The following is a 23,101-nucleotide window of genomic DNA, read 5'->3' as shown; positions in this document are numbered from 1 at the left end:
TCATGCAACCACGTATGGGCGGGATCGTTCACGCTAATATTCCAGATGTGGAAACACTTTTTGCGAGCTACATGCCTTATGTCGTTGGTGGCGGTTTATTTGTACCATCAAAGCAAGCTGTGAAAATGGGTGAAGAGGTTTTCTTATTGGCGACTTTGCCTGAACAAAGTATAAAAATTCCTTTGACAGGGAAAGTGATTTGGATTTCGCAAAAGCAAAATGGCATTAAACCACAAGGCTTTGGAATTCAATTAAGCGGCGAAAAAGGCGTTTATTTCAAAACAGAAGCAGAACGTTTACTTGCAGGGCTTAAATCTGAGGGGCGTAGAAGTTACACTATGTAGTTACAACAGTGAAGACTTGTAGGTACATATTGTGTTTGTAGATACCCATTGCCATTTAACCATGCTTGACTTAAGCCCTTATGAGGGTAATTTAGATCTTGCATTGGATCAGGCTCGTCAAGCCGGGGTCTCAAAATTTATGAGTATCTCGGTTGATCTAGATGACCATATCGAACTTTCAAAAATTGCTGCACGTCATGCCGATGTAGGTTATTCCGTTGGGGTACACCCATGTGAAGATCCTGCAACGATGGCTCGGGCAACAGAAGAATATCTCATTGAATTAGCACAAGCTGAAAAGGTTTGGGCGATTGGTGAAACAGGGCTGGACTATTTTCATAGTACAGACTTTATTGCAGAGCAAAAAGAATGCTTTGCCCGTCATATTCACGCATCGCAAGCCGTAAAAAAACCGGTGGTTGTACATACCCGTTCTGCAAAGCATGATACGGTGGATATTATCCGTGCAGAGAAATCTACTCACGGTATTTTGCATTGTTTTACTGAAGATTGGGAAACGGCAAAAGCTGTCTTAGATTGTGGATATTACGTGTCATTTTCAGGCATTGTTTCTTTTAAAAATGCACAAGATTTGCGTGATGTGGCCAAGCAAGTACCATTGGATCGAGTGCTGATTGAAACTGATAGTCCATACCTTGCACCGATGCCCTATAGAGGAAAGTCTAATGAACCAAAATACGTTCCTTATGTAGCCAAAGCCTTAAGTGATGTATATGATAAGTCAATTGAAGAGATGGCTTTCATTACAATGCAAAACTTTGAAAATCTCCTCAATCTTAAGTAAATAATTTGAATTGATATAAGAGTAAGAGAGTATAGGGTGAAGATGGATCGTCAAGCTCAGTTTAGAGCAAGAGAGGCATTAATTTTCCAAGTGGCAGAGCAGCTGCTATTGGAAAATGGCGAAGCAGGGATGACACTAGATGCGCTAGCGGCAGAACTCGACTTGGCAAAAGGGACGTTATATAAACATTTTCAAAGTAAAGATGAACTATATATGTTGCTCATTATTCGTAATGAACGCATGTTATTGGAAATGATTAAAGACACCGATAAAGCTTTTCCTGAACACCTTGCTTTCTTTATGTTGCATCACTTACATCATCCAGAACGTACAGTGTTGTTTCATCAAATTGAAGAGCGTTTATCGACAACGGGTGTGGGTATTCAACACTTGTTTAGTGAACTTTATCAAGTGCGCAAACAGCGTCTAAGATTGATTATCCGTATGACTGAGCGTTATTTGGAGTCGATTCAAAGTAGTATGCCAGTACGTGATTATCTTGCTTCAATTTGGTCACTTACACATGGTGCTGCAGCAATTTTGAACTCTAGTTTTTATCAGCGTTATTTGGGTTCAAGAGACACCTTGCGGGTTGCTTATATTGATCAAGCCTTGGCCTTACCAAAACAAGTGCATGCGGTTGCTCAATTCGCTTAAAGGCTGTTTATGAAAATAGCATCACCATCATCGGTTCGTGGCTTCACCCTCGTTGAATTGATGGTGGTGATTGTGATTATGGGCATCATGGCCTCATTGGTGCTTTTGAATATCGGTGGGACAGATCAACGCAAAGCCATGCAAGCACGCGAAGTGTTTGTAATGGATCTGAAACGAATATTACGTGATGCAAATGATCAAGCTTTGATATTGGCCTTACAGCAAAAAGCTGGAACGGATGTCAACACGCAAAGCTATGCGGTACAAGAATATTTACCAGAACAAAAACGTGTAGAAAATAGTATTTTAAATCAGAACAATAAATGGCAAAACTATAAAGATTTTGAAACCCGAGTATTACCTGAAAATGTCTCTTTTACGATTCAGCCTTTAGATCAACAGTATGAAAATGCTAATAATGATGATTTGTTAAATACCAATGCACCCAAGTTGATTTGGTTGGGTAATGGTGAGGTAAAGCCTGTGCGTATACAGTTTTATTTTGAAGAACGTCCCATTGGTAATGAAATCGAAATCGATCATTTAGGGAAAGTTAATGCGGGCTAAAGGGTTTACGCTACTTGAAGTCATGGTGGCATTGGCGATTTTTGCTACTGCGGCAATGGCTTTGTCTAATGTTGCGATGCAATATACGCAGTCGACAGCACACGCAATTTTAAGAAATAAAGCACAATTTGTCGCGCTGAATGAAATCGCTAAGATGGAAATCAATCGTGAATGGATGACAGGTACTGCATCTAAACAAGTCACTGAACAAGGCGAACAATGGCAAATTGACAAAAAAGCCCAAGCCACCATTAGTCCAAATGTACAACGTATCGATATCCAAGTGAGTTTGATGAATGCTGAAACTGGGGATGTAGAAGCAGGGATTAGTAGTTTAGTGTTCTTTAACTATAGGGCTCCGTTGGATGAAAATAATAACTAGAAAAAAACGTACATCTCAAGATATGCCTGTGCTTGTGCAGCAAGGAATGAAGAATCAAGCAGGATTTACCTTAGTTGAACTTTTGGTTGCGATTGCCATTTTTGCAGTACTATCTGCATTGGGCTGGAAGGTTTTTGATTATGTCTCGAAAGTGAAAGAACGAAACGCAACCCATGAGGCACGGCTCAGTCAGTTGCAAGATGCCCATCAGCAGATACTCAGAGACACGGTACAAGCTGTGCCTTTAACTGCCAATATTAATGGAGATATTCAACCAGCGCTGGTGTTGCAAAATGGCCGATTTAATTTCAGTAAGACTGGTGTCACTGACCCATTAAATCAGGGTATTGCACCTGATGAGCGAGTGGAATATCAATACAAAGCTGATGAAAAAAAATTGTATCGGCTAAAGTTTAAAAATCTAAACCAAACAGGGCATGATCAGCCAGATTCGAGTGTGTTACTGGATAATGTAGAGCAATTTAAAATCACGGTACTCAATCCAAATGAGTTAGAGAATTGGCCAGATGCGGACGCTGATTTGAATAATGAAAAAACCATTCAACTGTTACCGCGGGGTATCAGGATGCAGCTCACAGTTGATGGGACAAACTACGAATGGTTATTCAGTTTGTTAAATACTGATTTTTTATTGGATAAAAATAAGAATGGTTAACGGTCAGGTAGTAGAGGCATTTGAAGTTCGGAGTTGCTTATGAAACAGCAACGTGGCATCGCTTTGTTAACTATCCTGATGATGGTAGCTTTGGCAACCATAGTTGCAGCAGGCATCGCAAAACAACAAGCCAATACTTCTGAAAATACCGCTTATGTGATGCGCCAAAATCAATCGTTGTTATATGCGAAAAGTGCCGAAGCATTTTTTGCTGAACTTTTGGTGAATGATGCCGAAAATGCAGGGCAGGTGGATCACCTCCAAGAAAATTGGGCTCAGCCTATGCCCGCCTTTCCAGTGGAAGGTGGAACCGTTGCAGGTGTGCTGCAAGACGAATCTGGAAAATTTAACCTCAATAGTTTGGTTTCAGAAGAGGGTGTGGTAAATGACAAAGCAAAATTATGGTTTGAGAAAATATTGCAGCGTGTTGGTTTACCCGCAGAATTAAGTCAAGCCGTGATTGACTGGCAAGATGAAGATGATGAGACCTCTGGCCCAATGGGAGCAGAGCTGGCGTATTATCGTGGTTTAAATAATGCGGCACTACCGCCAAATGCAAAATTCCATAGTGTGGAAGAGCTGAAATCAGTCCGTGGTTTTGACGGTGCTCAATATAAACTAATTGCGCCTTATGTGAGTAGCTTACCTTCGCATGAAACAACGGTAAACATTAATACCGCTCCTGCATTTTTGTTAGCGACCTTGGATGATCGTTTAGATGTCAATGCAGTTGAACAAGCTTTGCAACAAAAAGCAGCCAAATTTGAACATTTCGAAAATATCAATGATTTATGGGCAATGGAGCCATTTGCACAGGTGAGCACAGAAAATAGGGAAGTTTTAAATTCACAATTGGGTGTGCAGTCGAACTATTTTAAAGCGCAAATTGAAATTATTTTAAATGAAAGAAAGCGTCAATTTACCAGTGAGTTAGTGCGAAAAGATAAAGATGTATATGTGGCTTTTCGCAGTATGGCACCATTTTAGGTCTTAAATATCGCTAAATTTTCATGATGCCTTTTCCCAATTGTGCTGAACAGCAAAATTAATGCCTCTTGTTAGACTTTTGCATTATAATCTCTAAGAACCCATAGATTATTTGATTGCATTACGACACATGTTAATTCGTAAGTTATTTAAGTTTGAAAACGCGCATATCGTGCGTAATTGCACGTCAGACCGTTGCAAACGTTCCATTCATGGACACAGTTATAAAGTCGAATTATTACTCAAAGCGTCGAAACTTGACCATGGACAAATGGTTTACGATTTCGGTTTGCTCAAAGGGGTAATTAAAGACTTATTTGATAGTTTTGATCACGCGATTTGTTTTTGGCAACATGATGATGCCGAGTACATTCGTGCCTGCAAACAGTTCAGCGCACGGTGGGTTGAACTACCCGTATCGCCTTCAGCAGAACAGTTTTCACGGATCTTCTTTTACTTGGCACAACAAGTTCTAAAATCAACAAAAACTCAAAATGGTGAGGGTGATGTTGAAGTGTATTCTGTGATCGTACATGAGACGGACACAGGCTATGCGCAAAGCTTTTTAGAAGATATCGATAATGTACAAATGGGGCTCTTGCAGTTAGATCAAATCGTCTTTTCCGAACAGGTTCAATCGGAATGGAACGATACCCAGATGTATGAAAAATTAAAACAGGGTCAAAAATTTTTAAACCCTGCAGTTGATTTACAAGTTAAAATTTAAGTAAATATTTGGTTTTATTAGGATTGGTTAACAGTGATGTCTTTAACAGAAGAGCAACAAGCAAAACTCGCTAAAGTGCAGCTTGATGCTAGCTGGAAATATGGTCTAAGTGAGTTTCTGCTTAGCCCCCGCATGGATGAGTTAAAAGACTTTCTGATACAACAAATGAAACAGGATAAAGTGATTTATCCTCCGAATCCGCTGATTTTTAATGCCTTAAATACGACGCCTATGGCGAATGTAAAGGTGGTGATTTTAGGCCAAGACCCTTATCATGGGCCAAATCAGGCACATGGCTTGAGTTTTTCGGTACAAAAGGGGGTTGCATTACCACCTTCTTTACGTAATATTTTCCATGAGTTAAATACCGACCTTGGGGTGCCTGTGTCAAAACATGGGGACTTAACACGCTGGGCAGAACAAGGTGTTTTGCTTTTAAATGCGGTACTGACTGTTGAGGCTGGGCAACCAACTTCACATCAAAAACGTGGCTGGGAAGATTTTACAGATCATGTGATTGATGTTTTAAATGAACAACGTGAGCATATTGTCTTTATTTTATGGGGGGCATATGCACAGCGTAAGGGACAACGCATTGACCAAAATAAGCACTTGGTGCTAAAAGCCGCGCATCCATCACCTTTGGCTGCAAACCGCGGTGGTTTTTTTGGTTGTAAGGTGTTCTCAAAAAGTAATAATTATCTTAAACAAAATGGCATTGAGCCAATAGACTGGCAGCTGGACGCATGACTTATTCTCCCGTTTCAAAAAATTATCACCCAGATCTGATTGTTGAAGAAGCGAAAAATGGCTGGCGCATTGTTCGCCTGAATCGCCCAAAATCGCTTCATGCATTAGATGAATCTATCTGTACAGCGTTGCTTGAAGTCTTTCAGGACTTTCAACACGATGATGCAGTAAAAGCGATTTGGTTAGATTCCACTACGCCAAAAGCATTTTGTGCAGGTGGCGACGTACGCAAATTGCGACAATTGGTGGTCAATGATGAAGTTGAAACGGCGAATAAATTCTTTGAACAAGAATATGCTCTAGATTTGCTGCTGCATAACTATGCAAAGCCGATTTTGGTTTGGGGCGAAGGTTATGTCATGGGTGGTGGTTTAGGTCTGTTTATGGCTGCACCTTTCCGCTTGGTAACACCTTATTCACGTTTAGCAATGCCTGAGATTAATATTGGTTTGTATCCAGATGTAGGTGCGACGCGTTTCCTTGCTGACCGTGGCGCCATTGGTTTGTTTACTGGGTTAACCGGCTCGATTATGACCGCAGCAGGTGCTTATGGTATCGGCTGGGCAACGCATATTTGTGATGCTCAGCGTGATAATGTACTTGAAACTGTCATTAATATTGATTGGGATCATTATCCAGCGGGCGATTTTCGTGCCATTGATGACACTTTAAATAGTATGCATCGTCCTGTGGGGCCGGGGCCATTACAAAACTCGTTAGATGTGATTCAAAGTGTGTGCCGTGGGCATAATTTTGAACATGACTATGAATCAATTATTGGTTTAAGTGATGCGCGCAGTGATTGGTTACGCCAAGCCAGTGAAAATCTACAAAAAGGTTCACCTGCAACCGCCGCATTAACATGGTTGTTGTGGCAGTGGGGCAAGCAAGTGCATTCTTGGAATGAAGTGTTTGAGCTAGAAACCCAAATTTCGGATTGGAAAATTCGTCACGCGGACTTTGTTGAAGGTGTGCGCGCCCGTCTAGTCGATAAAGACCTGTCTCCAGAATGGAAAAAAGGTACAGATCTTTCCCTCAAAGGAATTCTGGCTGATGAGCCTCCTGTAACCAATATTGACAGTTGGAATGCACTGTTAAGACAGTATGGTGTAATTTATTAATTGATGTCTGAACCAAACTTATATAGTGATGAACATTGGATGCAGCTTGCTTTCGAGCAGGCTGCACAAGCTGCCGAATTGCAAGAAATTCCTGTAGGCGCAGTCATTGTGAGTCAAAATCAAGTCATAGGTGCAGGGTTTAATGCGCCGATTTCTCTGAAAGATCCCACCGCACATGCGGAAGTACAAGCTTTGCGTCAAGCTTGTTTAAATATCGATAATTACCGTTTACCCGATGATGCAACCTTATATGTAACATTGGAGCCATGCACAATGTGTGTGGGTGCTTTGGTACATTCGAGAATTAAACGTGTGGTATTTGCGACGACTGAGCCTAAAGCAGGTTCTTTGGTCAGTTCGCGTCAATTATTAAATTCAGGCTACTATAACCATATCTTTGAGTTTGAGCATGGTTGCCTACAAGAGCAATGCTCCCAACAATTAAGTGATTTTTTTAAAATGCGTCGTGAACAAAAACGACTGATGAAGTTACAGGAAAAAGCCACTTTGACTGAACTTAATTTAAAAAATCAAGTAAACTCTACTGACAATTAATATTGTCAAATAAAATAGGGTACACCATGAAATCCATTCAAGTAAAAAAAGAATTTAATGCACCGGTCGAGCAAGTTTTTGACTTACTTTCAAAACATTCGACCTATAACGTGGCTTTTGCACCGATTCAAGTGGTGCGCGTCAAAGATTCTGCAGATCCTGAACGTCCTGATGGTGTGGGTTCTGTACGTCGTATGGGCTTTGGGCCAGTGAAGCCGTTACAAGAGCAAATTACCTTGCTTGAGCCAAACCAACGCATTGAATATAAGATTATTAAAAACCCACTGGTGAAACATCATTTGGGTGTGATTCAATTCGAAGCGATTGATGCTGCGCGTACTTTAGTCACTTATACGATTGAATTACAGGCGCGTGCGCCATTCGTTAGTCAATTAATCCTTGCGCAACTGAAGTCAGCGATTAAAATTGGTTTTTCAAAACTTGCAAAAACCGTATAAACAAAAGTGGAAGAGCAATGACAGTTCAAATCATTACAATTGATGGCCCAAGTGGCTCAGGTAAAGGAACATTGGCAGCAAAAATTGCGGCACATTATCAGTTCCACTTACTCGACTCAGGTGCGTTATATCGTCTGTTGGGATTGTCATTGCATAAGCAAGACTTAATTGATGCATTAGACTCAAAGCTCGATGAATGCGTAAAAATTGCAACAAATTTAGACATACAATTTGTGACAGATGAAGCAGGTGTTTCGGTGCTTTTAGATGGTGAAGATGTCTCAAAAGTTATCCGTACTGAGAGAGTTGGAGAGTTTGCTTCAAAAGTTGCTGCAATTCCTGCACTTAGAACTGTGCTTTTAGAACGTCAGCATGCCTTTGCTCAAGCACCTGGTTTGGTTGCAGATGGCCGTGATATGGCAACTACGATTTTTCCAAATGCCCAAGCCAAGATTTATTTAACGGCTTCTGCTCAGTCCCGTGCGGAGCGCCGTGTAAATCAGTTGCAGGCTATGGGCGTGGATGTTAAAATAAACGACATTTTAGCTAATATCGAAGCGCGTGATAAGCGAGATATGGAACGCACAGTCGCTCCACTCAAGCCTGCGCCAGATGCTTATTTCATTGATAGTTCAAGTTTGAGTATTGATGAAGTATTCACGCTGATGACGAATTACATCGATCAGCAATTAGCAAACTAAAGAATTTTCAGCAGAAGCATAGCTTGATCAGTCTTATACGGACTATGTAGACGCTTAATTAAACCGGCCTTGTCTGATCCAAGACCGCTGACTTTACTAGGTATATCATGACCGAATCTTTTGCAGCCCTCTTTGAAGAAAGCGAATTAAACCTCAACGTTGAAAAGGGTGCTGTCATCCAAGGCGTTGTAGTAAATATCGACTCTGACTGGGTAACAGTTGACACTGGCCTTAAATCAGAAGGTATTGTTGACCGCGCTGAATTCTTAAATGAACAACGTGAACTTGAAGTTCAAGTTGGCGACACTGTTGACGTAGTTGTTGAAGCTCTTGACAACGGTATGGGTCAAACAGTTTTATCACGTGAAAAAGCTAAACGTGCTGAAACTTGGACTAAACTTGAAAAAATCTTTGAAGACGGCGAAATCGTTACTGGTGTTATCTCTGGTAAGGTTAAAGGCGGTTTCACTGTTGACATCGGTCCAGTTCGTGCGTTCCTTCCAGGTTCTTTAGTTGATACTCGTCCTATTCGTGATACTACTCACTTAGAAGGTAAAGAGTTAGAATTTAAAGTAATCAAACTTGATGCTAAACGTAACAACGTTGTTGTATCTCGTCGTGCTGTTATGGAAGCTGAATCTTCAGCTGACCGTGAAGCTCTTCTTGCTCAGCTTGAAGAAGGTCAAACAGTTACTGGTACTATTAAAAATCTTACTGACTACGGCGCGTTCGTTGACCTTGGCGGTATTGATGGTCTTCTTCACATCACTGACATGGCTTGGAAACGTATCAAGCACCCTTCAGAAGTTGTTGAAGTTGGTCAAGAAGTTACTGTTAAAGTACTTAAATTCGACCGCGAACGTAACCGCGTATCTTTAGGCCTTAAACAATTAGGCGAAGATCCATGGTTAGCGATCATGAACCGTTACCCTAAAGGTTCTATCGTTAAAGCTCGTGTAACTAACTTAACTGACTACGGTTGCTTCGCTGAAATCGCTGAAGGCGTTGAAGGCTTAGTACACGTTTCAGAAATGGACCACACTAACAAAAACATCCACCCATCTAAAGTTGTTCAGATCGGTGACGAAGTTGACGTTATGGTTCTTGAAGTTGATGAAGAGCGTCGTCGTATTTCTCTTGGTATCAAACAAACTCGTGCTAACCCATGGGAAGAGTTTGCTAAAGAACACGACAAAGGTGAAAAAGTTTCAGGTACGATCAAGTCAATCACTGACTTCGGTATCTTCATCGGTTTACCAGGCGGTATCGATGGTCTAGTTCACTTGTCTGACATTTCTTGGAACGAACAAGGCGAAGAAGCTATCCGTCGTTACAAGAAAGGTGACACAGTTGAAGCGGTTATCCTTTCAGTAGACGCTGAAGGCAACCGTATCAGCCTTGGCATCAAACAAATGAACAGCGATCCGTTCAACGATTTCTTAGCTGCTAACGAACGCGGTGCGCTTGTTAAAGGTACTGTAACTGCAGTTGACGCTAAAGGCGCTACTGTTAAGTTAGCTGATGAAGTTGAAGCGACTCTTAAAGCATCTGAAATCAACCGCGACCGCGTTGAAGATGCAACTAAGTTCCTTGAAGTTGGTCAAGAAGTTGAAGCTAAAATCATCAACGTAGACCGCAAATCACGTTCTATCAACTTGTCTATCAAAGCGAAAGACGAAGCTGAAGAAAAAGAAGCAGTAGCTAACTTGAACAAGACAGCTACAGCATCTTCAGACAATGGTCCTAAGACTATTGGTGATTTGATCAAAGCTCAAATGAACCACTAAGTAAGTGTTTGAATTGTATTGTTAATGTAAATTAATTAATATTTTTTACACAATTACTGTAACGGTAGCGTAGTAAGTGATTATTACGCTACCGTTTTGTATTTAAACAGGTTATTATCGGGAAACTGATCCTAGGTAGCTTGATAATTAAAGAGGTCGCAGATGACTACTGAAGCACTTAATAAGTCTGACTTAATAGAGCGTATTTCTCTTAAAAACCCACACTTAGCTGAACCCTTAGTGGAAGAGGCCGTTAAGATAATGATCGATCAAATGATCGAAGCGTTATCTACAGACAACCGAATTGAAATCCGTGGTTTTGGTAGTTTTGCATTACATCACCGTGAACCACGTGTGGGTCGTAACCCAAAAACAGGTAAATCAGTTGAAGTTGCAGCAAAAGCTGTACCGCACTTTAAACCTGGTAAAGCTTTACGTGATGCGGTAAACGAATCTGCAAACTAATTCAAAACATTGTTAGGGGTGTTTATGCGTTACGTATTGGTCGTAATTTTACTGGTTCTATTTGGATACTCATTGGCTTTGGTTCTGCAAAACGGAACTGAACTTTCAGTCGATTTGTTATTTACACAAGTGCCTGCAATGCGTTTAGGGCTTTTATTGCTATTAACCTTGTCTTTAGGTTTGGTGTTAGGTCTTTTATTGGCAGTGCAAGTATTTCGAGTATTTCAAAATAACTGGGAAATTAAACGTCTACGTAAAGATATTGACCGCCTACGCAAAGAGCAAATTCAAACTGCTCAACTGGCTGCTGCTGAAGCGGCTGCACATACGCGTCATGAAAAGACAGTTTTAGATATTGATGCGAATGAGCGTCCTTCTAACCCGTTATAATTGGGTTTTAGAAGTAAATTAACTACTTTTATGACTAGATTTAAATTTTATATTTAACACTCCGGTGGATCATCGGGGTGTTTTTTTATGGGCTGAAAAAATAAAACGCTTATCTCAAATAAAATAATGAGATAGCTCAATTCAAATTAATCATTTCAAATAACATGAGTTTTATGACTTTCTGATCAAGTTGAATCCATCTATAATGCACTAATTTTGTCAAAATGAAGGGTAAGTCTCTTGAGTATCATCGTTGCACTAGATGCTAAAAGCCAATATGACGCACTTACAATTGCAGAGCAGTTAGATCCTGCATTATGTAGAGTTAAGGTTGGTAAAGAGTTATTTACCCATGAGGGTCCAAGTGTCGTTAAGGCATTGCATGATAAAGGTTTTGAAGTATTTTTAGATCTAAAATTCCACGATATTCCAAACACTACAGCGCAAGCAGTTTGTGCTGCTGCGGATATGGGTGTGTGGATGGTGAATGTTCATGCTTCAGGTGGTCGTAAAATGATGGAAACCTGTGTTGAGCGTTTAAAGACGGGTAACTATAACACTCAGCTGATTGCAGTAACGGTATTAACCTCGATGGGCCGTGAGGATTTAGCCGATATTGGACTGGATATTGAGCCATTTGAACAAGTTAAGCGTTTAGCAAAATTAACTAAAGAGAGTGGTTTGGATGGGGTGGTGTGTTCGGCACAAGAAGCAAAAATGCTGCGTGAAACTTTGGGTTCAGAGTTTGCTTTAGTGACACCGGGTATCCGTCCTGCGGGTTCTGCTGCTGATGATCAAAAACGAATTGTGACACCTAAACAAGCCATGCTCGATGGTTCTACACATTTGGTGATTGGTCGTCCGATTACCAAATCGGACAATATGCGTCAGACTTTAAAAGATATTTTAGCGACTTTGTAAGAATCCCACCCGACCTCCCTTTGAAAAAGGGAGGAGAAAGTCCCTCTTTTTTAAAGAGGGATTTAGGGAGATTAAAATCGTTAAAGCACCGCCAATATACTCACCAATATAGGTGCAAGTATAGAAAGGATAAAGCCGCTGACCATGGCATGTGGAATAAAATCATTGCCACAGGCTTGTTTGACCATAGGTAGGGTGACATCCATGGCTGTTGCACCCGCAGATGAAATTGCAGAGCGTGGGTAACGCCAGCCAATAATATACATAAACACAATCGCAAAAATTTCTCTGAATAAATCATTCATCAGCGCGATACTGCCGAGATGTGCATTTTTTAATTCTGTCACGACGATGCCTGTCATCGAATAGAAACCGTAGCCTTGTGACAGCATGATCAAATCTTTCAAACTGATTTGTGGCAATAGGTATGCAGCAGCAAAAGCGCCCAAAAGTGAACCGACGATACAACCGAGTGGAACAAGTAGAATTTTCCAATTTAACCAAGAGCGATCCAGTGGTGAGTAGGCGAGATCAAGCCCAATCAGAAACATGAAGACTAAAAGTAGATCCCAAGTACTCATATGTGGCTGAAGACTAAAATGTGCTGCCATTTCAGCAAAAGCATAACCTAAACCTAATGCAATAAAAGCATAGCTAATATTGATGAGTGAGCTTGTTACTAACTGCATGGACACTTTGCCATGACTGGGTTTATAGCCTAAAAGCTTAAATAAAATATAGCAGCAAATAAAAGCACCCATTGAGGTCAATAGTGCAATAAGTACTGATGAAGAGAGGATTTGCAGAGGTGCTGGAATAGTGTGTAATGTTTCAGAAAATTCGATCGCAATTGCAAATAACAAAATATAAGTAAAGTAAGGCAGGAGTTTAAAGGCGATTTTTTCAAGCCAAGTGGGTAGGCGACGTGCAAGAATAAAACCAAGCCCTAAACAGATCAAGAGCTGGAAAATCAGCCAGAAAGATTGCATACAAAAATAGGCAGATAATGAATACCTGCCTATTATGACCTGTTATTGCTTAAGCTGCATGACTAGATTTTGTTTTACTGAGGAGTCGAAAATCGGCTGGATTTATTTTTCGAGTAGCGAGCCAATATTTCCATGTATAAGTTGGCCACAGTGCAAAATTTTTACCGCCATTTTGCTGATACCAACTCACGCAGCCTGATTGCCATACCGTACCATCAAGCATGTCTTGTACATGCGTGTTAAATTGATCTTGCACCTGATCTTTGACAGCGATGGCTTGAACATTAGATTTTGAAACCAATTGCATCATTTGTAAGATGTAATCGACTTGTGCCTCAATCATAAATACCACTGAATTATGGGCAAGTACGGTATTGGGGCCTAATAATTGGAACAGATTTGGAAAGCCTTTGGTGCAAATGCCATAAAAGCTTTCTGCGCCAGTTTGCCAAACTTGTTTGAGTTCTTGAGCATTTTCACCAATACATTCAAATGATTTTAAATAAATTCTTGGATCGGTAATAAAGCCTGTGCCATAGATCAGACAATCGATTTCACGGGATTTTCCATCTTTGGTAATAATGGCATTTTCAGTGATTTCTTGTATTGCATCACTGACCAATTCCACATTCGGTCGATTAAACGTTGGAAAGTATTTATTAGAAATTAAAATGCGTTTACAGCCCATGATGTAGTTTGGGGTTAGTTTCTTGGCAAGTTCAGCATCTTTCACTTGATACTTAATATATAGTTCTGCCAGTTTTTGCGCATACTTCATGGTGGTTGGTTTAACAATTGGCACGACACGTGATTCGTTGGTCCAATACAGTCGAGCACGGTGAATTTTTCGAAACCAATCATTTTTTTTAAATAATGATTTTTCTAAACCATGATAACTACGTTCATCTCGTGGAATGACCCAAGCCGCTGTACGCTGAAAAACATAAAGTTGCTGTGTTTGAGGTGCAATTTCTGGAATGTATTGGATGGCACTGCCGCCTGTACCAATCGATGCGACTTTTTTGCCTGCTAATGGATATTGATGATCCCATTGAGAAGAATGGAACACTTTACCCTTAAATTTTTCAATGCCTGGAATATGTGGAATTTGTGGGACATGTAACGGGCCAGATGCAAAAATCACATATTGAGCGGTAATTTTAACGCCATCTTTGAGTTCTAAATGCCAGTCACAGGTTGATTCATTGTATTGGCTTGAAAGCACTTCACTGTTAAAGCGACAGAATTGTTTTAAATTATATTCACGGGTGACATGTTGGATATAGTCAAATATTTCCGGCGCTTCGGCGTAACGCTTTGACCAATCTGTTTTGGGTGCAAAAGAAAGTGAATACATATGTGATTGCACATCGCAGGCAGCGCCAGGGTAGCGGTTTTCACGCCAGGTTCCACCAAAATCATTGGCTTTTTCGAGGATCAGAAAATCTTGATTACCTTGTTGTAAAAGTCGTATCGCCATAGCAATACCACCAAAACCACCGCCGATGATGGCGATTTGCGTATGAATTTCCGAATTGGCGTTTGGGGTTTGCACTGTTTTTGTTTGCGCTTCCTGCATCATTTTTTTAATTCCAAGCGAGATTACAAACTAAGCATGCTTGAGTTCATGATCAGAACAATATGATTGAGATGACAGAAAAATTGATCGAAACGGCAATGTTCATAATTGCAAATTTGTAGTAAAAAAGAAGAAATTTAATGTCATTTTACGATTTATGAAACGATCCATTCTAAGCCTGATGTATCTTGTACAAGGAATGCGTAAAGCAGGCGTAGATGTCGATCAACGTTTGCAAACTATTGGGCTGCGTGTCGATGCACTCGATCCAACTTCAGTGATCCATCCAAGTTTGGAGTGGGATGTACTGAAAGTCATTGGTAAAGATGTAGAACCTGAGCAAGGTTTATTTATTGGTCAGCATTATACGTTGGCGGGTTATGGCCCGTTGCTGATGTTATTGGTCACCAGTGATACTTTACGCCAAGCTTTAAATCAGGGGATTCGCTTTCAACAGTTGACGCATCTAACTGGGCGTTTAAGTTTGCAAATCAGTCAGCATAAAGTGGCTTTATGCTATCAACCGCAAGATGTGTATGCGCCACTGGGTGCATTATTGGCACAGTCAGAGATTTCAGGAACGTATAAATTCATCCGTGATCTGTACAAAATGATGGGGCTATCTACACCGCAAGTTCAAATTGATTTGCCGTTTGCTGAACCCAAAGATCCTGAAAAATTAAAAATGTTCACCGATTATTATGGCTCTCAAGTTCGTTTTGGCGCGCCATTTGCGGCATTTTGGTTTGATGAGGATGTTCTAGATATTCGTATTCCATCCGCTGATATTATTACGTTTCGATTGTATGAGTCGAAGTGTATTGCGGAGTTAGAACGTTTAAGCGCCGATGAAGATACGCCATCATTGGTTCAACGGGTACAAGATTATTTGGAATTACAAAGTGGTGCAATGCCAAGTATGGCAGCAACTGCTCAAGCATTGAACTTGCCGGAAAGAACTTTACGTCATCAATTGCAACAGTTAAATACCAGTTATAAGCAAATTCGTGAAGATATTATTAAAGATAAAGCACTCCGTATGATTGAATATAATGAATATTCAATTGAAATGATTGCAGAATTGCTGGGTTATTCAGAACCTGCGGCGTTTAATCATGCGTTTAAACGTTGGTTTGGGCATAGTCCGAGACAATATAATAAATAGCCAATGCGCTTTACTGCCAAAGTGTTATATCTTCGAGTTTATTCTTCGTTATAATTCATTTAGCCCCAAAAAGTATTTAATGATATGTCAGATTTTCAGTCAACACACAACACCGCATTTACTCCGATTTCACCGGCTGAGCGTTATGCTCAAGCCTTAGCATCTGGTCAGTTTTTACCAGATCAGGAACAGGCGCAAGCAGTGCATGAGTTGGATCGAGTTTGGCAAGAATTAATCCAACGTTTTAAGGCTTCTAAAAAAGCATTTCGTCGTTTCCGTCGTCAAACAGCACCGAAAGGGGTGTATATGTGGGGCGGTGTAGGGCGTGGTAAAACTTGGCTGATGGATCAGTTTTATGATTCTGTGCCATTTCGACGTAAAACACGTATGCATTTCCATCACTTTATGCAGTACGTACACCGTGAATTAAATAAGCTTTCAGGTCAGCGTAATCCACTCGACCTTGTGGCCGACCAAATTTATAAAGAAGCAGTCGTGATCTGCTTTGATGAATTCTTTGTATCCAATGTCACGGATGCAATGATTTTGAGTGATCTATTCCAAAAATTATTTACGCGTGGGATCACCCTTGTTGCAACATCTAACATCGCACCAGATGGTTTATATAAAAACGGGATCCACCGTGACCGTTTTATCCCAACCATCGAAATGGTAAAAAAGAACTGTGTGATTTTAAATGTAGACTCAGGCGTAGACTATCGTTTACGTGTATTGAAACAAGCGCAGTTGTTTAAGTCGCCTTTAACACATGAACATAAGTTGTGGATGGCACAGCGTTTTACAGCATTAACGCAAACCCAAACGGTTTCACAAGAGCCAATTATTATTAATCAGCGTATTGTAGAAACCATTGGTCATACGGAAGATGTGCTGTGGTGTGAATATTCTGAGCTTTGCCTAAAACCACGTAGTCCAGCGGACTTTATTGAAATTGCCAATATTTATAATACGGTCTTAGTGAGTAATGTGCCGCACATGACGGATTATTTGTCTGAAGGGACTCGTCGTTTTATCTATCTAGTTGATGAGTTTTATGACCGTGGTGTGAAGTTGTTGCTTACTTCAGAAGATACGATTATTGAATTATATCAAGGTGAAAAATTGGCATTTGAAATTGAGCGTACACGTTCGCGCTTATTGGAAATGCAATCTGATGATTATCTACATACCTCTCACCGTCAAATCAATGCACCAGAATCTACGGCAGAAAATTAAGCGTTTCTGTTGGAATGAAAAAAGAACGTCTTGATGGCGTTCTTTTTTTTTGATTTTTAGTTTTAGAAAACATGTATAAATTAAGAAAAGCTGTGGAACGAACAATAGAAGTTAAAGCAAAGTCTCATGATAAAAGCATCATTAAATAAGAAGTATGGCTGTTTAATAATTCATCGATAAAAGCGTTAAATTTAAACTGATTGGTTGAAGTTGTAGCATCGACATTGGCAGCATTTCATGGCTTAATCGAGTGAGTTTGTTTGACGCTTGGGTCTATTTGTTCAGTTTTAGAACAAAATTCTGCACTTAAGTCTAATTTCGACATTTCAAAAACTTTATACACTGTAAAAAGGTATTCAGGCTGATGATGACGTCGTATTTCTGATCTTTATTATGTTGAATGATGAGGGTATTTCATTACATAGAAAATGATCATTATTTAGGAATGTGATAGTACTATTCAGCAAAGTATAAATGGGTATACTAGAATCTCTTGTTATAAAAAATAGCAATATCAGGAAAGACAATGACTGCACGTATTCAAAAAGGCAAGTTAGCGATTGCTAAAGAACTTTACGATTTCATCGAAAATGAAGCACTACCGGGTTCAGGTTTAGACAGTGAAACTTACTGGAAAAACTTTGAACAAGTCGTTGTCGATCTTAGCCCAAAGAACAAAGCACTATTGGCTAAGCGTGACGACATTCAAGCTAAAATTGATGAATGGCACCGCAACAACAAATTTGAACTCGAAGCTTACAAAGCTTTCCTTACTGAAATTGGCTACTTATTACCAGAAGTAGAAGATTTCCAAATCAGCACAGAAAATGTAGACGAAGAAATCGCATTATTGGCTGGTGCGCAATTGGTAGTACCTGTGCGTAATGCACGTTACTGCTTAAACGCTGCGAACGCACGTTGGGGTTCACTCTACGATGCTCTTTACGGTTTTGACGTGATCTCTGAAGAAGGCGGCGCGGAAAAAGGTAAGGGTTATAACCCAGCTCGTGGCGCAAAAGTTATCGAATTTGCTAAAAACTTCTTAAATGAAACTTTCCCGCTAGCTAATGGTTCGCATGCAGATGCAACTAAATATGCAGTAGAAGGCAAAAAGTTAGTTGTAAGCCTAAAAGATGGCTCAACTGCAACTTTAGCGAAAGAAGCTCAGTTTGTTGGTTTTAATGGTGACGAAGCTGCGCCAACTGAAATCGTACTTTTAAACAATGGTTTGCATGTAATCATTGAAATTGATGCGACGAGCCCAATTGGTTCAACTGATGCTGCGGGCGTTAAAGACTTAGTTCTTGAAGCTGCAGTAACCACAATTCAAGACTTAGAAGACTCAATTGCAGCAGTTGATGCTGAAGAGAAAGTTGAAGGCTACCGTAACTGGTTAGGCTTAATGAAAGGTACACTTTCTGAGTCAATCGAGAAAAATGGTAAGATCATCACGCGTACATTAAATAAAGATCGTACGCACAAAAACTTAATCGGTGGTGAAACTACGCTTCACGGTCGTTCATTGATGTTGCTTCGTAACGTGGGTCATTTGATGACAAACCCTGCGATCCTTGTAGATGGTGCTGAAATCTACGAAGGCATCATGGATGCATTGATCACACCGTTATTGACGTTTGCAGATATTAAAGGCGAAAACGAAAACAAGAACTCTCGTAAAGGTTCTATGTATATCGTTAAGCCAAAAATGCACGGTCCAGAAGAAGTTGCATTTGCAGTTGAATTATTTGAGCGTGCTGAACAAGCGCTTGGTCTACCTGCGAAGACTTTGAAAATCGGTATCATGGACGAAGAACGTCGTACTTCTGTGAACTTGAAAAACTGTATCGCGCAAGCGAAAGATCGTACGATCTTTATTAATACAGGTTTCATGGACCGTACGGGTGATGAAATCCATACTTTCATGGAAGCAGGTCCATTCGTTCGTAAAGGCGAAGTGAAGTCTCAAATCTGGTTCCCTGCATATGAAAACCGTAACGTGATGATCGGTCTTCAAGCAGGTTTACGTGGTAAAGCGCAAATCGGTAAAGGCATGTGGCCAAAACCAGATATGTTGCTTGATATGTATAAAACTAAGATTGAGCATCCAGAAGCTGGCGCAAGCTGTGCATGGGTTCCGTCTCCATCTGGTGCTGTTATTCACGCGATCCATTACCATCAGTGCAATGTTTCTGAGCGTCAAAAAGAGTTGTTGAATACTCAACCGCTATCTTTAGATGACTTGTTAACACCGCCTTTAGCGACAGATACAAACTGGTCTGAAGAAGAGAAAACCAAAGAACTCGAAAATAACCTTCAAGGTATCTTGGGTTATGTGGTTCGTTGGGTTGATTTGGGTGTAGGTTGTTCAAAAGTTCTAGACATCAACAACGTTGGTTTGATGGAAGACCGTGCAACTTTACGTATTTCTTCTCAACACGTTGCGAACTGGTTACGTCACGGTATCGTAACTGCTGAGCAGGTTGAAGAAGTATTTAAGCGCATGGCGAAAGTTGTGGATGAGCAAAATGCCAACGATCCACTTTACACGCCAATGGCACCAAGCTTTGATGGTTATGCATACAAAGCTGCTTATGACTTAGTATTCAAAGGTGGCGAGCAGCCTTCTGGTTATACAGAGCCGCTTCTTCATGCTTACCGTTTAAAATTAAAAGGTTATACAGGTGACTAATCTGTAAATCAAAAAAAGCCTCTTCGGAGGCTTTTTTTATTGCTTGAGAAAGTTAGAATGTCGACATAAAAAATGAAAAGGAAACTCCATGTATTTATGGAATGTAAATCGGTTGGTGGATGATATAAGACTGAATAAAGTCTCTGAAACTCATTATAAAAACTACTATATTGCCAGCTCAATATTGATTTTCTTTAGCTACTTAGCACTGACCTTAACCCCAGAATCCAAACCTACAGAAGCTTGGGCTTCGTTTGTTTTACAAGTTGGTCTACTGATTAGCAGGGTGAATGCCATATTTAAAGCCAATGGCGGCGAGCAAGGCCGAGATTTTTTAAAGCGCTTTATTGCATTGTATTTGCCCGTAACGATTCAGAGTTTAGTCCTCTTTATCTTGATCGCTGTGGTTGTCGAAGGGCTGTTACCTATGTTGACCCTAAACATGGAGGAGGCTGCACTTGAGCAACTCACCACAGTTAAAGACCTGAGTTTTGAAGTTTTGGTTAGCTGTTATATTTATTGGCGAATCTATAAAGCGATGCAGCAGATTAATCATCCTATTTAAGTTGTAGCGTTGTACAATAAATTATGGATAAAGTTTCTTCCTGTTTTTCTCATAGCTTTTCGATGCTGAAGCCTTTACATTGGAATGAATGATAAAAATGGGATGGAAACGATGTCAGCATATACCGCATTAGATTTGCAATATATTGGTGGACAGTGGCGAGCAGGGACTTCAACGCGTCACATCAAGAATATCAATCCCTTTAGCCAAGCAGAGATTTTTGAATTGCAGGCAGCCAGCAGTGTCGATGTAGACAGTGCTTATAGTGCGGCAGAAGCTGCCTTTAAATCAGAAGTGACCAAGCCCATTGAAGTACGTCAGCAAGTCATCACTAAATTAACTCAAACCATTCAGCAGCGCAGAGAAGAAATTATTCAATGGCTGATAGATGAATCTGGAAGTACACGTTTAAAAGCCAATATTGAAGTTGATGCAGCGCTCGGCATTATCCAAGAATCGTTGCGTTTTCCTGATAAAATGCAAACTATGCAGCTAGAGAGTAAAGACCCGAGTCGAAAGAGTTTTGTATTGCGCAAACCCTTGGGTGTCATTGCGGTGATTAGCCCGTGGAATTTTCCATTTCATTTATCGATGCGTTCTGTGGTGACTGCGATTGCCTGCGGTAATAGTGTGGTGTTGAAGCCTGCAAGTGACACGCCAGTGACAGGTGGAACGTTGCTCGGAAAATTATTTGAAGAAGCGGGCTTGCCGCATGGCGTGTTAAATGTCGTTGCAGGCAGTGGCAGTGAAATTGGCGACTATTTTGTAGAGCATCCTGTGCCTAAAATGATTTCATTTACAGGTTCAACTGAAGTGGGTCAGCAGGTCGGGGTGAAAGCACTAGGAAGTTCACGGATTAAACGTTTAGCGCTAGAACTTGGCGGTAATGCGCCTTTAGTGATTTTAGATGATGCCGATTTAGATTTAGCCGTTGAACTGACCGTGATGGGGCGTTTTTTGCATCAAGGACAAATCTGCATGAGTATCAATCGAGTGATTGTGGATGAATCCTTGCACGATGCTTATGTTGAAAAATTGATTGAACGAGTGAAAAGCATTGTAGTTGGTGATCCCAACGATGCTGAAACTTTAATTGGTCCCATTATTAACCAGTCTCAGGTCGATAAATTAAAAATCATTATTCAAAATGCTATTCAGCAAGATGCTATTTTAGCCTATGCAGGTGGTATTGAAGGTCAATTGGTTGCACCGCATATTTTCACCCACGTGGAAGCGCACGCTGATATTGCATTAGAAGAAAGCTTTGGGCCAATCTTGCCAATATTAAAAGCGCGAGATGAAGCGCATGCACTTGAATTGGCGAATTCAACCCGATTTGGTTTATCGAGTGCGGTATGTACGTCAAACTTAGCGCGCGGCGGAGAGTTTGCTGCCAAACTCGATATAGGCATGACGCATATCAATGGCATCAGTGTGGCGGATCATTCTAATGCACCCTTTGGCGGTGAACGGAATTCAGGCCTTGGTCGCTTTAATGGTGAGTGGATATTTGAGGAATTTACCCGCACCCATTGGCAAACGTTCCCTGCTTAAAATACACAAATTGAAGTCTATTTTATCTTGTGCAATAGACTTCACTGCAGGTTCTGTTATGCAGGACATTTCTAGTTTATTTCCATGAAATATCAGGAAGTATATAGTCCCAAAAACGACTCCAACGTGTTTTGTAATACAGAAAAGAGCCAATATCTTGGCTTGAACAATTATCCTGATAGTGCATTTGCTGATTCATCAACAGCATGGGCTTACGCTGCAAGGCCGTCATATACAGCTTGACCTGCACTTTATAATTGTAGATTGAATAATTAGAAGAAATACTCTCGGTTTTCATTTTTTGGATATTGTGAATATACACATCAAACTTCAAGCCATTTTTGTAATCTGTTGCCTCATGAATTGTTCGATCTGCAATTGAAATAAGCGGATTGTTATCACTAAACGCTAAGTATGCGTTATGTTTTTGGTTCCCTTGTTGATAATTAAACTGAAGAGCGGAATTTGCAGTGGTGAAATAGGGGAGCGTATCTTGAGGATTGATTTTAAACGTGCCAGTACAAGAAGTCCTGACACGGCCTTCATCTGAGTTCACCGTAAACCAGCCAAATTGATCTTCTAATTCTGTCGTATGGGCTTCATCTGCGTCAGGAAGAATCACGCCAAACTGATCTCTTTGTCTTTGCTGATTTTGCATCAAGCGATAACTATTTTGAGCACGTTTTGCAAAACGGATTTCAGGAAACATTTCTGGAGATGTAATTTTAAAGTCAGAGACATTGATTACTTCACCATCAGGCAAGATGACCAATGAAAATTGTTGTTCTTGGGTGTGGGGAAGATTTTTGACCGTAACCCAGTGATTCGAACTGATCATTTGCTGATTGCGAAAATGCTTATATTGAATGCGGTACTTGCCTGCCGGAATCTCAGTCTCATTGATTAGGTCTTGTTTAAATGGATATTCGTTGAGATAGAGCGCGTCGAGACTAAAAGGTAGAAATGAAACGGTATGTACAGAGACTTTTGCGGTATGTGCGGTTGGGATACAGGCACATACTTAGAATTAA

The 23,101-nt window shown here is 40.5% G+C and carries 25 protein-coding genes; 22 read left to right on the top strand and 3 right to left on the bottom strand.

Going from position 1 to position 23,101, the window contains the following annotated elements; translation table 11 throughout:
* The first annotated feature begins 2 nt into the window (after positions 1 to 2).
* The 17 genes from FTV37_RS04540 (at position 3) to pyrF (ending at position 12,293) form a co-directional block, all read left to right on the top strand.
* Positions 3 to 344 (top strand): PilZ domain-containing protein, encoded by a 342-nt coding sequence (locus tag FTV37_RS04540; RefSeq protein ID WP_180063135.1) that lies wholly within the window; start codon positions 3 to 5, stop codon positions 342 to 344.
* A 31-nt stretch (positions 345 to 375) separates the two neighbouring features.
* The gene (locus FTV37_RS04535; protein ID WP_180054571.1) at positions 376 to 1,149 is read left to right on the top strand and encodes a TatD family hydrolase; all 774 of its coding nucleotides are present in this window, start codon (positions 376 to 378) and stop codon (positions 1,147 to 1,149) included.
* A gap of 42 nt (positions 1,150 to 1,191) precedes the next feature.
* Positions 1,192 to 1,806: a TetR/AcrR family transcriptional regulator gene (locus tag FTV37_RS04530; RefSeq protein WP_168378896.1), complete on the top strand. Its 615-nt coding sequence runs from the start codon at positions 1,192 to 1,194 to the stop codon at positions 1,804 to 1,806.
* A gap of 9 nt (positions 1,807 to 1,815) precedes the next feature.
* On the top strand, positions 1,816 to 2,373 hold the full coding sequence (locus tag FTV37_RS04525; RefSeq protein WP_180059029.1) for a type II secretion system protein: 558 nt from the start codon (positions 1,816 to 1,818) through the stop codon (positions 2,371 to 2,373).
* The gene (gene gspI, locus FTV37_RS04520) at positions 2,363 to 2,755 is read left to right on the top strand and encodes a type II secretion system minor pseudopilin GspI (RefSeq protein ID WP_180063134.1); all 393 of its coding nucleotides are present in this window, start codon (positions 2,363 to 2,365) and stop codon (positions 2,753 to 2,755) included. Before FTV37_RS04525 ends, gspI begins: the two co-directional genes overlap by 11 nt.
* A gap of 46 nt (positions 2,756 to 2,801) precedes the next feature.
* Positions 2,802 to 3,431: a type II secretion system minor pseudopilin GspJ gene (gene gspJ / locus FTV37_RS04515; protein ID WP_180063178.1), complete on the top strand. Its 630-nt coding sequence runs from the start codon at positions 2,802 to 2,804 to the stop codon at positions 3,429 to 3,431.
* 39 nt (positions 3,432 to 3,470) lie between these two features.
* Entirely contained in the window at positions 3,471 to 4,418 is a 948-nt protein-coding gene (gene gspK / locus FTV37_RS04510; protein WP_180059030.1) for a type II secretion system minor pseudopilin GspK, read from the top strand.
* Positions 4,419 to 4,548: 130 nt separating this feature from the next.
* Positions 4,549 to 5,145 (top strand): 6-carboxytetrahydropterin synthase, encoded by a 597-nt coding sequence (locus tag FTV37_RS04505; protein WP_180040238.1) that lies wholly within the window; start codon positions 4,549 to 4,551, stop codon positions 5,143 to 5,145.
* A 36-nt stretch (positions 5,146 to 5,181) separates the two neighbouring features.
* A complete protein-coding gene (gene ung / locus FTV37_RS04500; RefSeq protein WP_180026951.1) occupies positions 5,182 to 5,895 on the top strand; it encodes a uracil-DNA glycosylase in 714 nt (237 codons plus the stop codon).
* Positions 5,892 to 7,016, top strand: a complete 1,125-nt coding sequence (locus FTV37_RS04495; RefSeq protein WP_180022533.1) for an enoyl-CoA hydratase/isomerase family protein — start codon at positions 5,892 to 5,894, stop codon at positions 7,014 to 7,016. Before ung ends, FTV37_RS04495 begins: the two co-directional genes overlap by 4 nt.
* Before the next feature lie 3 nt (positions 7,017 to 7,019).
* Positions 7,020 to 7,571 carry a tRNA adenosine(34) deaminase TadA gene (gene tadA, locus FTV37_RS04490; RefSeq protein WP_078188939.1) on the top strand — a complete coding sequence of 184 codons (552 nt, stop codon included), beginning with the start codon at positions 7,020 to 7,022 and terminating at the stop codon, positions 7,569 to 7,571.
* A 26-nt stretch (positions 7,572 to 7,597) separates the two neighbouring features.
* On the top strand, positions 7,598 to 8,029 hold the full coding sequence (locus FTV37_RS04485) for an SRPBCC family protein (protein WP_078188937.1): 432 nt from the start codon (positions 7,598 to 7,600) through the stop codon (positions 8,027 to 8,029).
* Positions 8,030 to 8,046: 17 nt separating this feature from the next.
* Positions 8,047 to 8,730, top strand: a complete 684-nt coding sequence (gene cmk / locus FTV37_RS04480) for a (d)CMP kinase (RefSeq protein ID WP_180063133.1) — start codon at positions 8,047 to 8,049, stop codon at positions 8,728 to 8,730.
* A gap of 107 nt (positions 8,731 to 8,837) precedes the next feature.
* The gene (gene rpsA / locus FTV37_RS04475) at positions 8,838 to 10,517 is read left to right on the top strand and encodes a 30S ribosomal protein S1 (protein ID WP_168378903.1); all 1,680 of its coding nucleotides are present in this window, start codon (positions 8,838 to 8,840) and stop codon (positions 10,515 to 10,517) included.
* A gap of 162 nt (positions 10,518 to 10,679) precedes the next feature.
* Positions 10,680 to 10,982, top strand: a complete 303-nt coding sequence (locus tag FTV37_RS04470) for an integration host factor subunit beta (protein WP_067767464.1) — start codon at positions 10,680 to 10,682, stop codon at positions 10,980 to 10,982.
* A gap of 24 nt (positions 10,983 to 11,006) precedes the next feature.
* Positions 11,007 to 11,372: a lipopolysaccharide assembly protein LapA domain-containing protein gene (locus FTV37_RS04465; RefSeq protein WP_078188931.1), complete on the top strand. Its 366-nt coding sequence runs from the start codon at positions 11,007 to 11,009 to the stop codon at positions 11,370 to 11,372.
* A gap of 240 nt (positions 11,373 to 11,612) precedes the next feature.
* Positions 11,613 to 12,293 (top strand): orotidine-5'-phosphate decarboxylase, encoded by a 681-nt coding sequence (pyrF, locus tag FTV37_RS04460; RefSeq protein ID WP_180063132.1) that lies wholly within the window; start codon positions 11,613 to 11,615, stop codon positions 12,291 to 12,293.
* An 80-nt stretch (positions 12,294 to 12,373) separates the two neighbouring features.
* Here the strand turns inward: pyrF and FTV37_RS04455 are convergent, their stop codons facing one another.
* Together FTV37_RS04455 and FTV37_RS04450 are read right to left on the bottom strand one after the other, a co-directional pair.
* On the bottom strand, positions 12,374 to 13,282 hold the full coding sequence (locus tag FTV37_RS04455) for a lysine exporter LysO family protein (RefSeq protein ID WP_180063131.1): 909 nt from the start codon (positions 13,280 to 13,282) through the stop codon (positions 12,374 to 12,376).
* 49 nt (positions 13,283 to 13,331) lie between these two features.
* Positions 13,332 to 14,861, bottom strand: a complete 1,530-nt coding sequence (locus tag FTV37_RS04450) for an NAD(P)/FAD-dependent oxidoreductase (protein ID WP_180063177.1) — start codon at positions 14,859 to 14,861, stop codon at positions 13,332 to 13,334.
* A gap of 157 nt (positions 14,862 to 15,018) precedes the next feature.
* On the opposite strand from FTV37_RS04450, the gene FTV37_RS04445 reads away from it, so the two are divergent.
* The 5 genes from FTV37_RS04445 (at position 15,019) to FTV37_RS04425 (ending at position 22,070) form a co-directional block, all read left to right on the top strand.
* On the top strand, positions 15,019 to 16,026 hold the full coding sequence (locus FTV37_RS04445) for an AraC family transcriptional regulator (RefSeq protein WP_180063130.1): 1,008 nt from the start codon (positions 15,019 to 15,021) through the stop codon (positions 16,024 to 16,026).
* Positions 16,027 to 16,110: 84 nt separating this feature from the next.
* On the top strand, positions 16,111 to 17,262 hold the full coding sequence (zapE, locus tag FTV37_RS04440) for a cell division protein ZapE (RefSeq protein WP_180063129.1): 1,152 nt from the start codon (positions 16,111 to 16,113) through the stop codon (positions 17,260 to 17,262).
* A 526-nt stretch (positions 17,263 to 17,788) separates the two neighbouring features.
* Positions 17,789 to 19,951, top strand: a complete 2,163-nt coding sequence (locus tag FTV37_RS04435; protein WP_180054559.1) for a malate synthase G — start codon at positions 17,789 to 17,791, stop codon at positions 19,949 to 19,951.
* Between the two features lie 88 nt (positions 19,952 to 20,039).
* On the top strand, positions 20,040 to 20,516 hold the full coding sequence (locus FTV37_RS04430; RefSeq protein ID WP_180063128.1) for a hypothetical protein: 477 nt from the start codon (positions 20,040 to 20,042) through the stop codon (positions 20,514 to 20,516).
* 111 nt (positions 20,517 to 20,627) lie between these two features.
* The gene (locus FTV37_RS04425; RefSeq protein WP_180063127.1) at positions 20,628 to 22,070 is read left to right on the top strand and encodes an aldehyde dehydrogenase family protein; all 1,443 of its coding nucleotides are present in this window, start codon (positions 20,628 to 20,630) and stop codon (positions 22,068 to 22,070) included.
* A gap of 76 nt (positions 22,071 to 22,146) precedes the next feature.
* Here FTV37_RS04425 and FTV37_RS04420 read toward each other — a convergent pair whose 3' ends face one another.
* Complete coding sequence (locus FTV37_RS04420) at positions 22,147 to 22,908, bottom strand: hypothetical protein (protein ID WP_180063126.1); 762 nt, start codon at positions 22,906 to 22,908, stop codon at positions 22,147 to 22,149.
* Positions 22,909 to 23,101 lie beyond the last annotated feature (193 nt).

Source organism: Acinetobacter sp. YH16042, assembly GCF_013417245.1.
GTDB classification, from domain to species: Bacteria; Pseudomonadota; Gammaproteobacteria; order Pseudomonadales; family Moraxellaceae; genus Acinetobacter; species Acinetobacter amyesii.
This window is presented reverse-complemented; position numbering and strand designations above follow the sequence as displayed.

Coding starts and splice junctions, on each gene's coding strand:
- FTV37_RS04540 (WP_180063135.1), top strand. CDS start 3: ATGCAACCACGTATGGGCGGGATCGTTCACGCTAATATTCCAGATGTG.
- FTV37_RS04530 (WP_168378896.1), top strand. CDS start 1,192: ATGGATCGTCAAGCTCAGTTTAGAGCAAGAGAGGCATTAATTTTCCAA.
- FTV37_RS04525 (WP_180059029.1), top strand. CDS start 1,816: ATGAAAATAGCATCACCATCATCGGTTCGTGGCTTCACCCTCGTTGAA.
- gspI (WP_180063134.1), top strand. CDS start 2,363: ATGCGGGCTAAAGGGTTTACGCTACTTGAAGTCATGGTGGCATTGGCG.
- gspJ (WP_180063178.1), top strand. CDS start 2,802: ATGAAGAATCAAGCAGGATTTACCTTAGTTGAACTTTTGGTTGCGATT.
- gspK (WP_180059030.1), top strand. CDS start 3,471: ATGAAACAGCAACGTGGCATCGCTTTGTTAACTATCCTGATGATGGTA.
- FTV37_RS04505 (WP_180040238.1), top strand. CDS start 4,549: ATGTTAATTCGTAAGTTATTTAAGTTTGAAAACGCGCATATCGTGCGT.
- ung (WP_180026951.1), top strand. CDS start 5,182: ATGTCTTTAACAGAAGAGCAACAAGCAAAACTCGCTAAAGTGCAGCTT.
- FTV37_RS04495 (WP_180022533.1), top strand. CDS start 5,892: ATGACTTATTCTCCCGTTTCAAAAAATTATCACCCAGATCTGATTGTT.
- tadA (WP_078188939.1), top strand. CDS start 7,020: ATGTCTGAACCAAACTTATATAGTGATGAACATTGGATGCAGCTTGCT.
- FTV37_RS04485 (WP_078188937.1), top strand. CDS start 7,598: ATGAAATCCATTCAAGTAAAAAAAGAATTTAATGCACCGGTCGAGCAA.
- cmk (WP_180063133.1), top strand. CDS start 8,047: ATGACAGTTCAAATCATTACAATTGATGGCCCAAGTGGCTCAGGTAAA.
- rpsA (WP_168378903.1), top strand. CDS start 8,838: ATGACCGAATCTTTTGCAGCCCTCTTTGAAGAAAGCGAATTAAACCTC.
- FTV37_RS04470 (WP_067767464.1), top strand. CDS start 10,680: ATGACTACTGAAGCACTTAATAAGTCTGACTTAATAGAGCGTATTTCT.
- FTV37_RS04465 (WP_078188931.1), top strand. CDS start 11,007: ATGCGTTACGTATTGGTCGTAATTTTACTGGTTCTATTTGGATACTCA.
- FTV37_RS04455 (WP_180063131.1), bottom strand. CDS start 13,282: ATGCAATCTTTCTGGCTGATTTTCCAGCTCTTGATCTGTTTAGGGCTT.
- FTV37_RS04450 (WP_180063177.1), bottom strand. CDS start 14,861: ATGCAGGAAGCGCAAACAAAAACAGTGCAAACCCCAAACGCCAATTCG.
- FTV37_RS04445 (WP_180063130.1), top strand. CDS start 15,019: ATGAAACGATCCATTCTAAGCCTGATGTATCTTGTACAAGGAATGCGT.
- zapE (WP_180063129.1), top strand. CDS start 16,111: ATGTCAGATTTTCAGTCAACACACAACACCGCATTTACTCCGATTTCA.
- FTV37_RS04435 (WP_180054559.1), top strand. CDS start 17,789: ATGACTGCACGTATTCAAAAAGGCAAGTTAGCGATTGCTAAAGAACTT.
- FTV37_RS04430 (WP_180063128.1), top strand. CDS start 20,040: ATGTATTTATGGAATGTAAATCGGTTGGTGGATGATATAAGACTGAAT.
- FTV37_RS04425 (WP_180063127.1), top strand. CDS start 20,628: ATGTCAGCATATACCGCATTAGATTTGCAATATATTGGTGGACAGTGG.
- FTV37_RS04420 (WP_180063126.1), bottom strand. CDS start 22,908: ATGATCAGTTCGAATCACTGGGTTACGGTCAAAAATCTTCCCCACACC.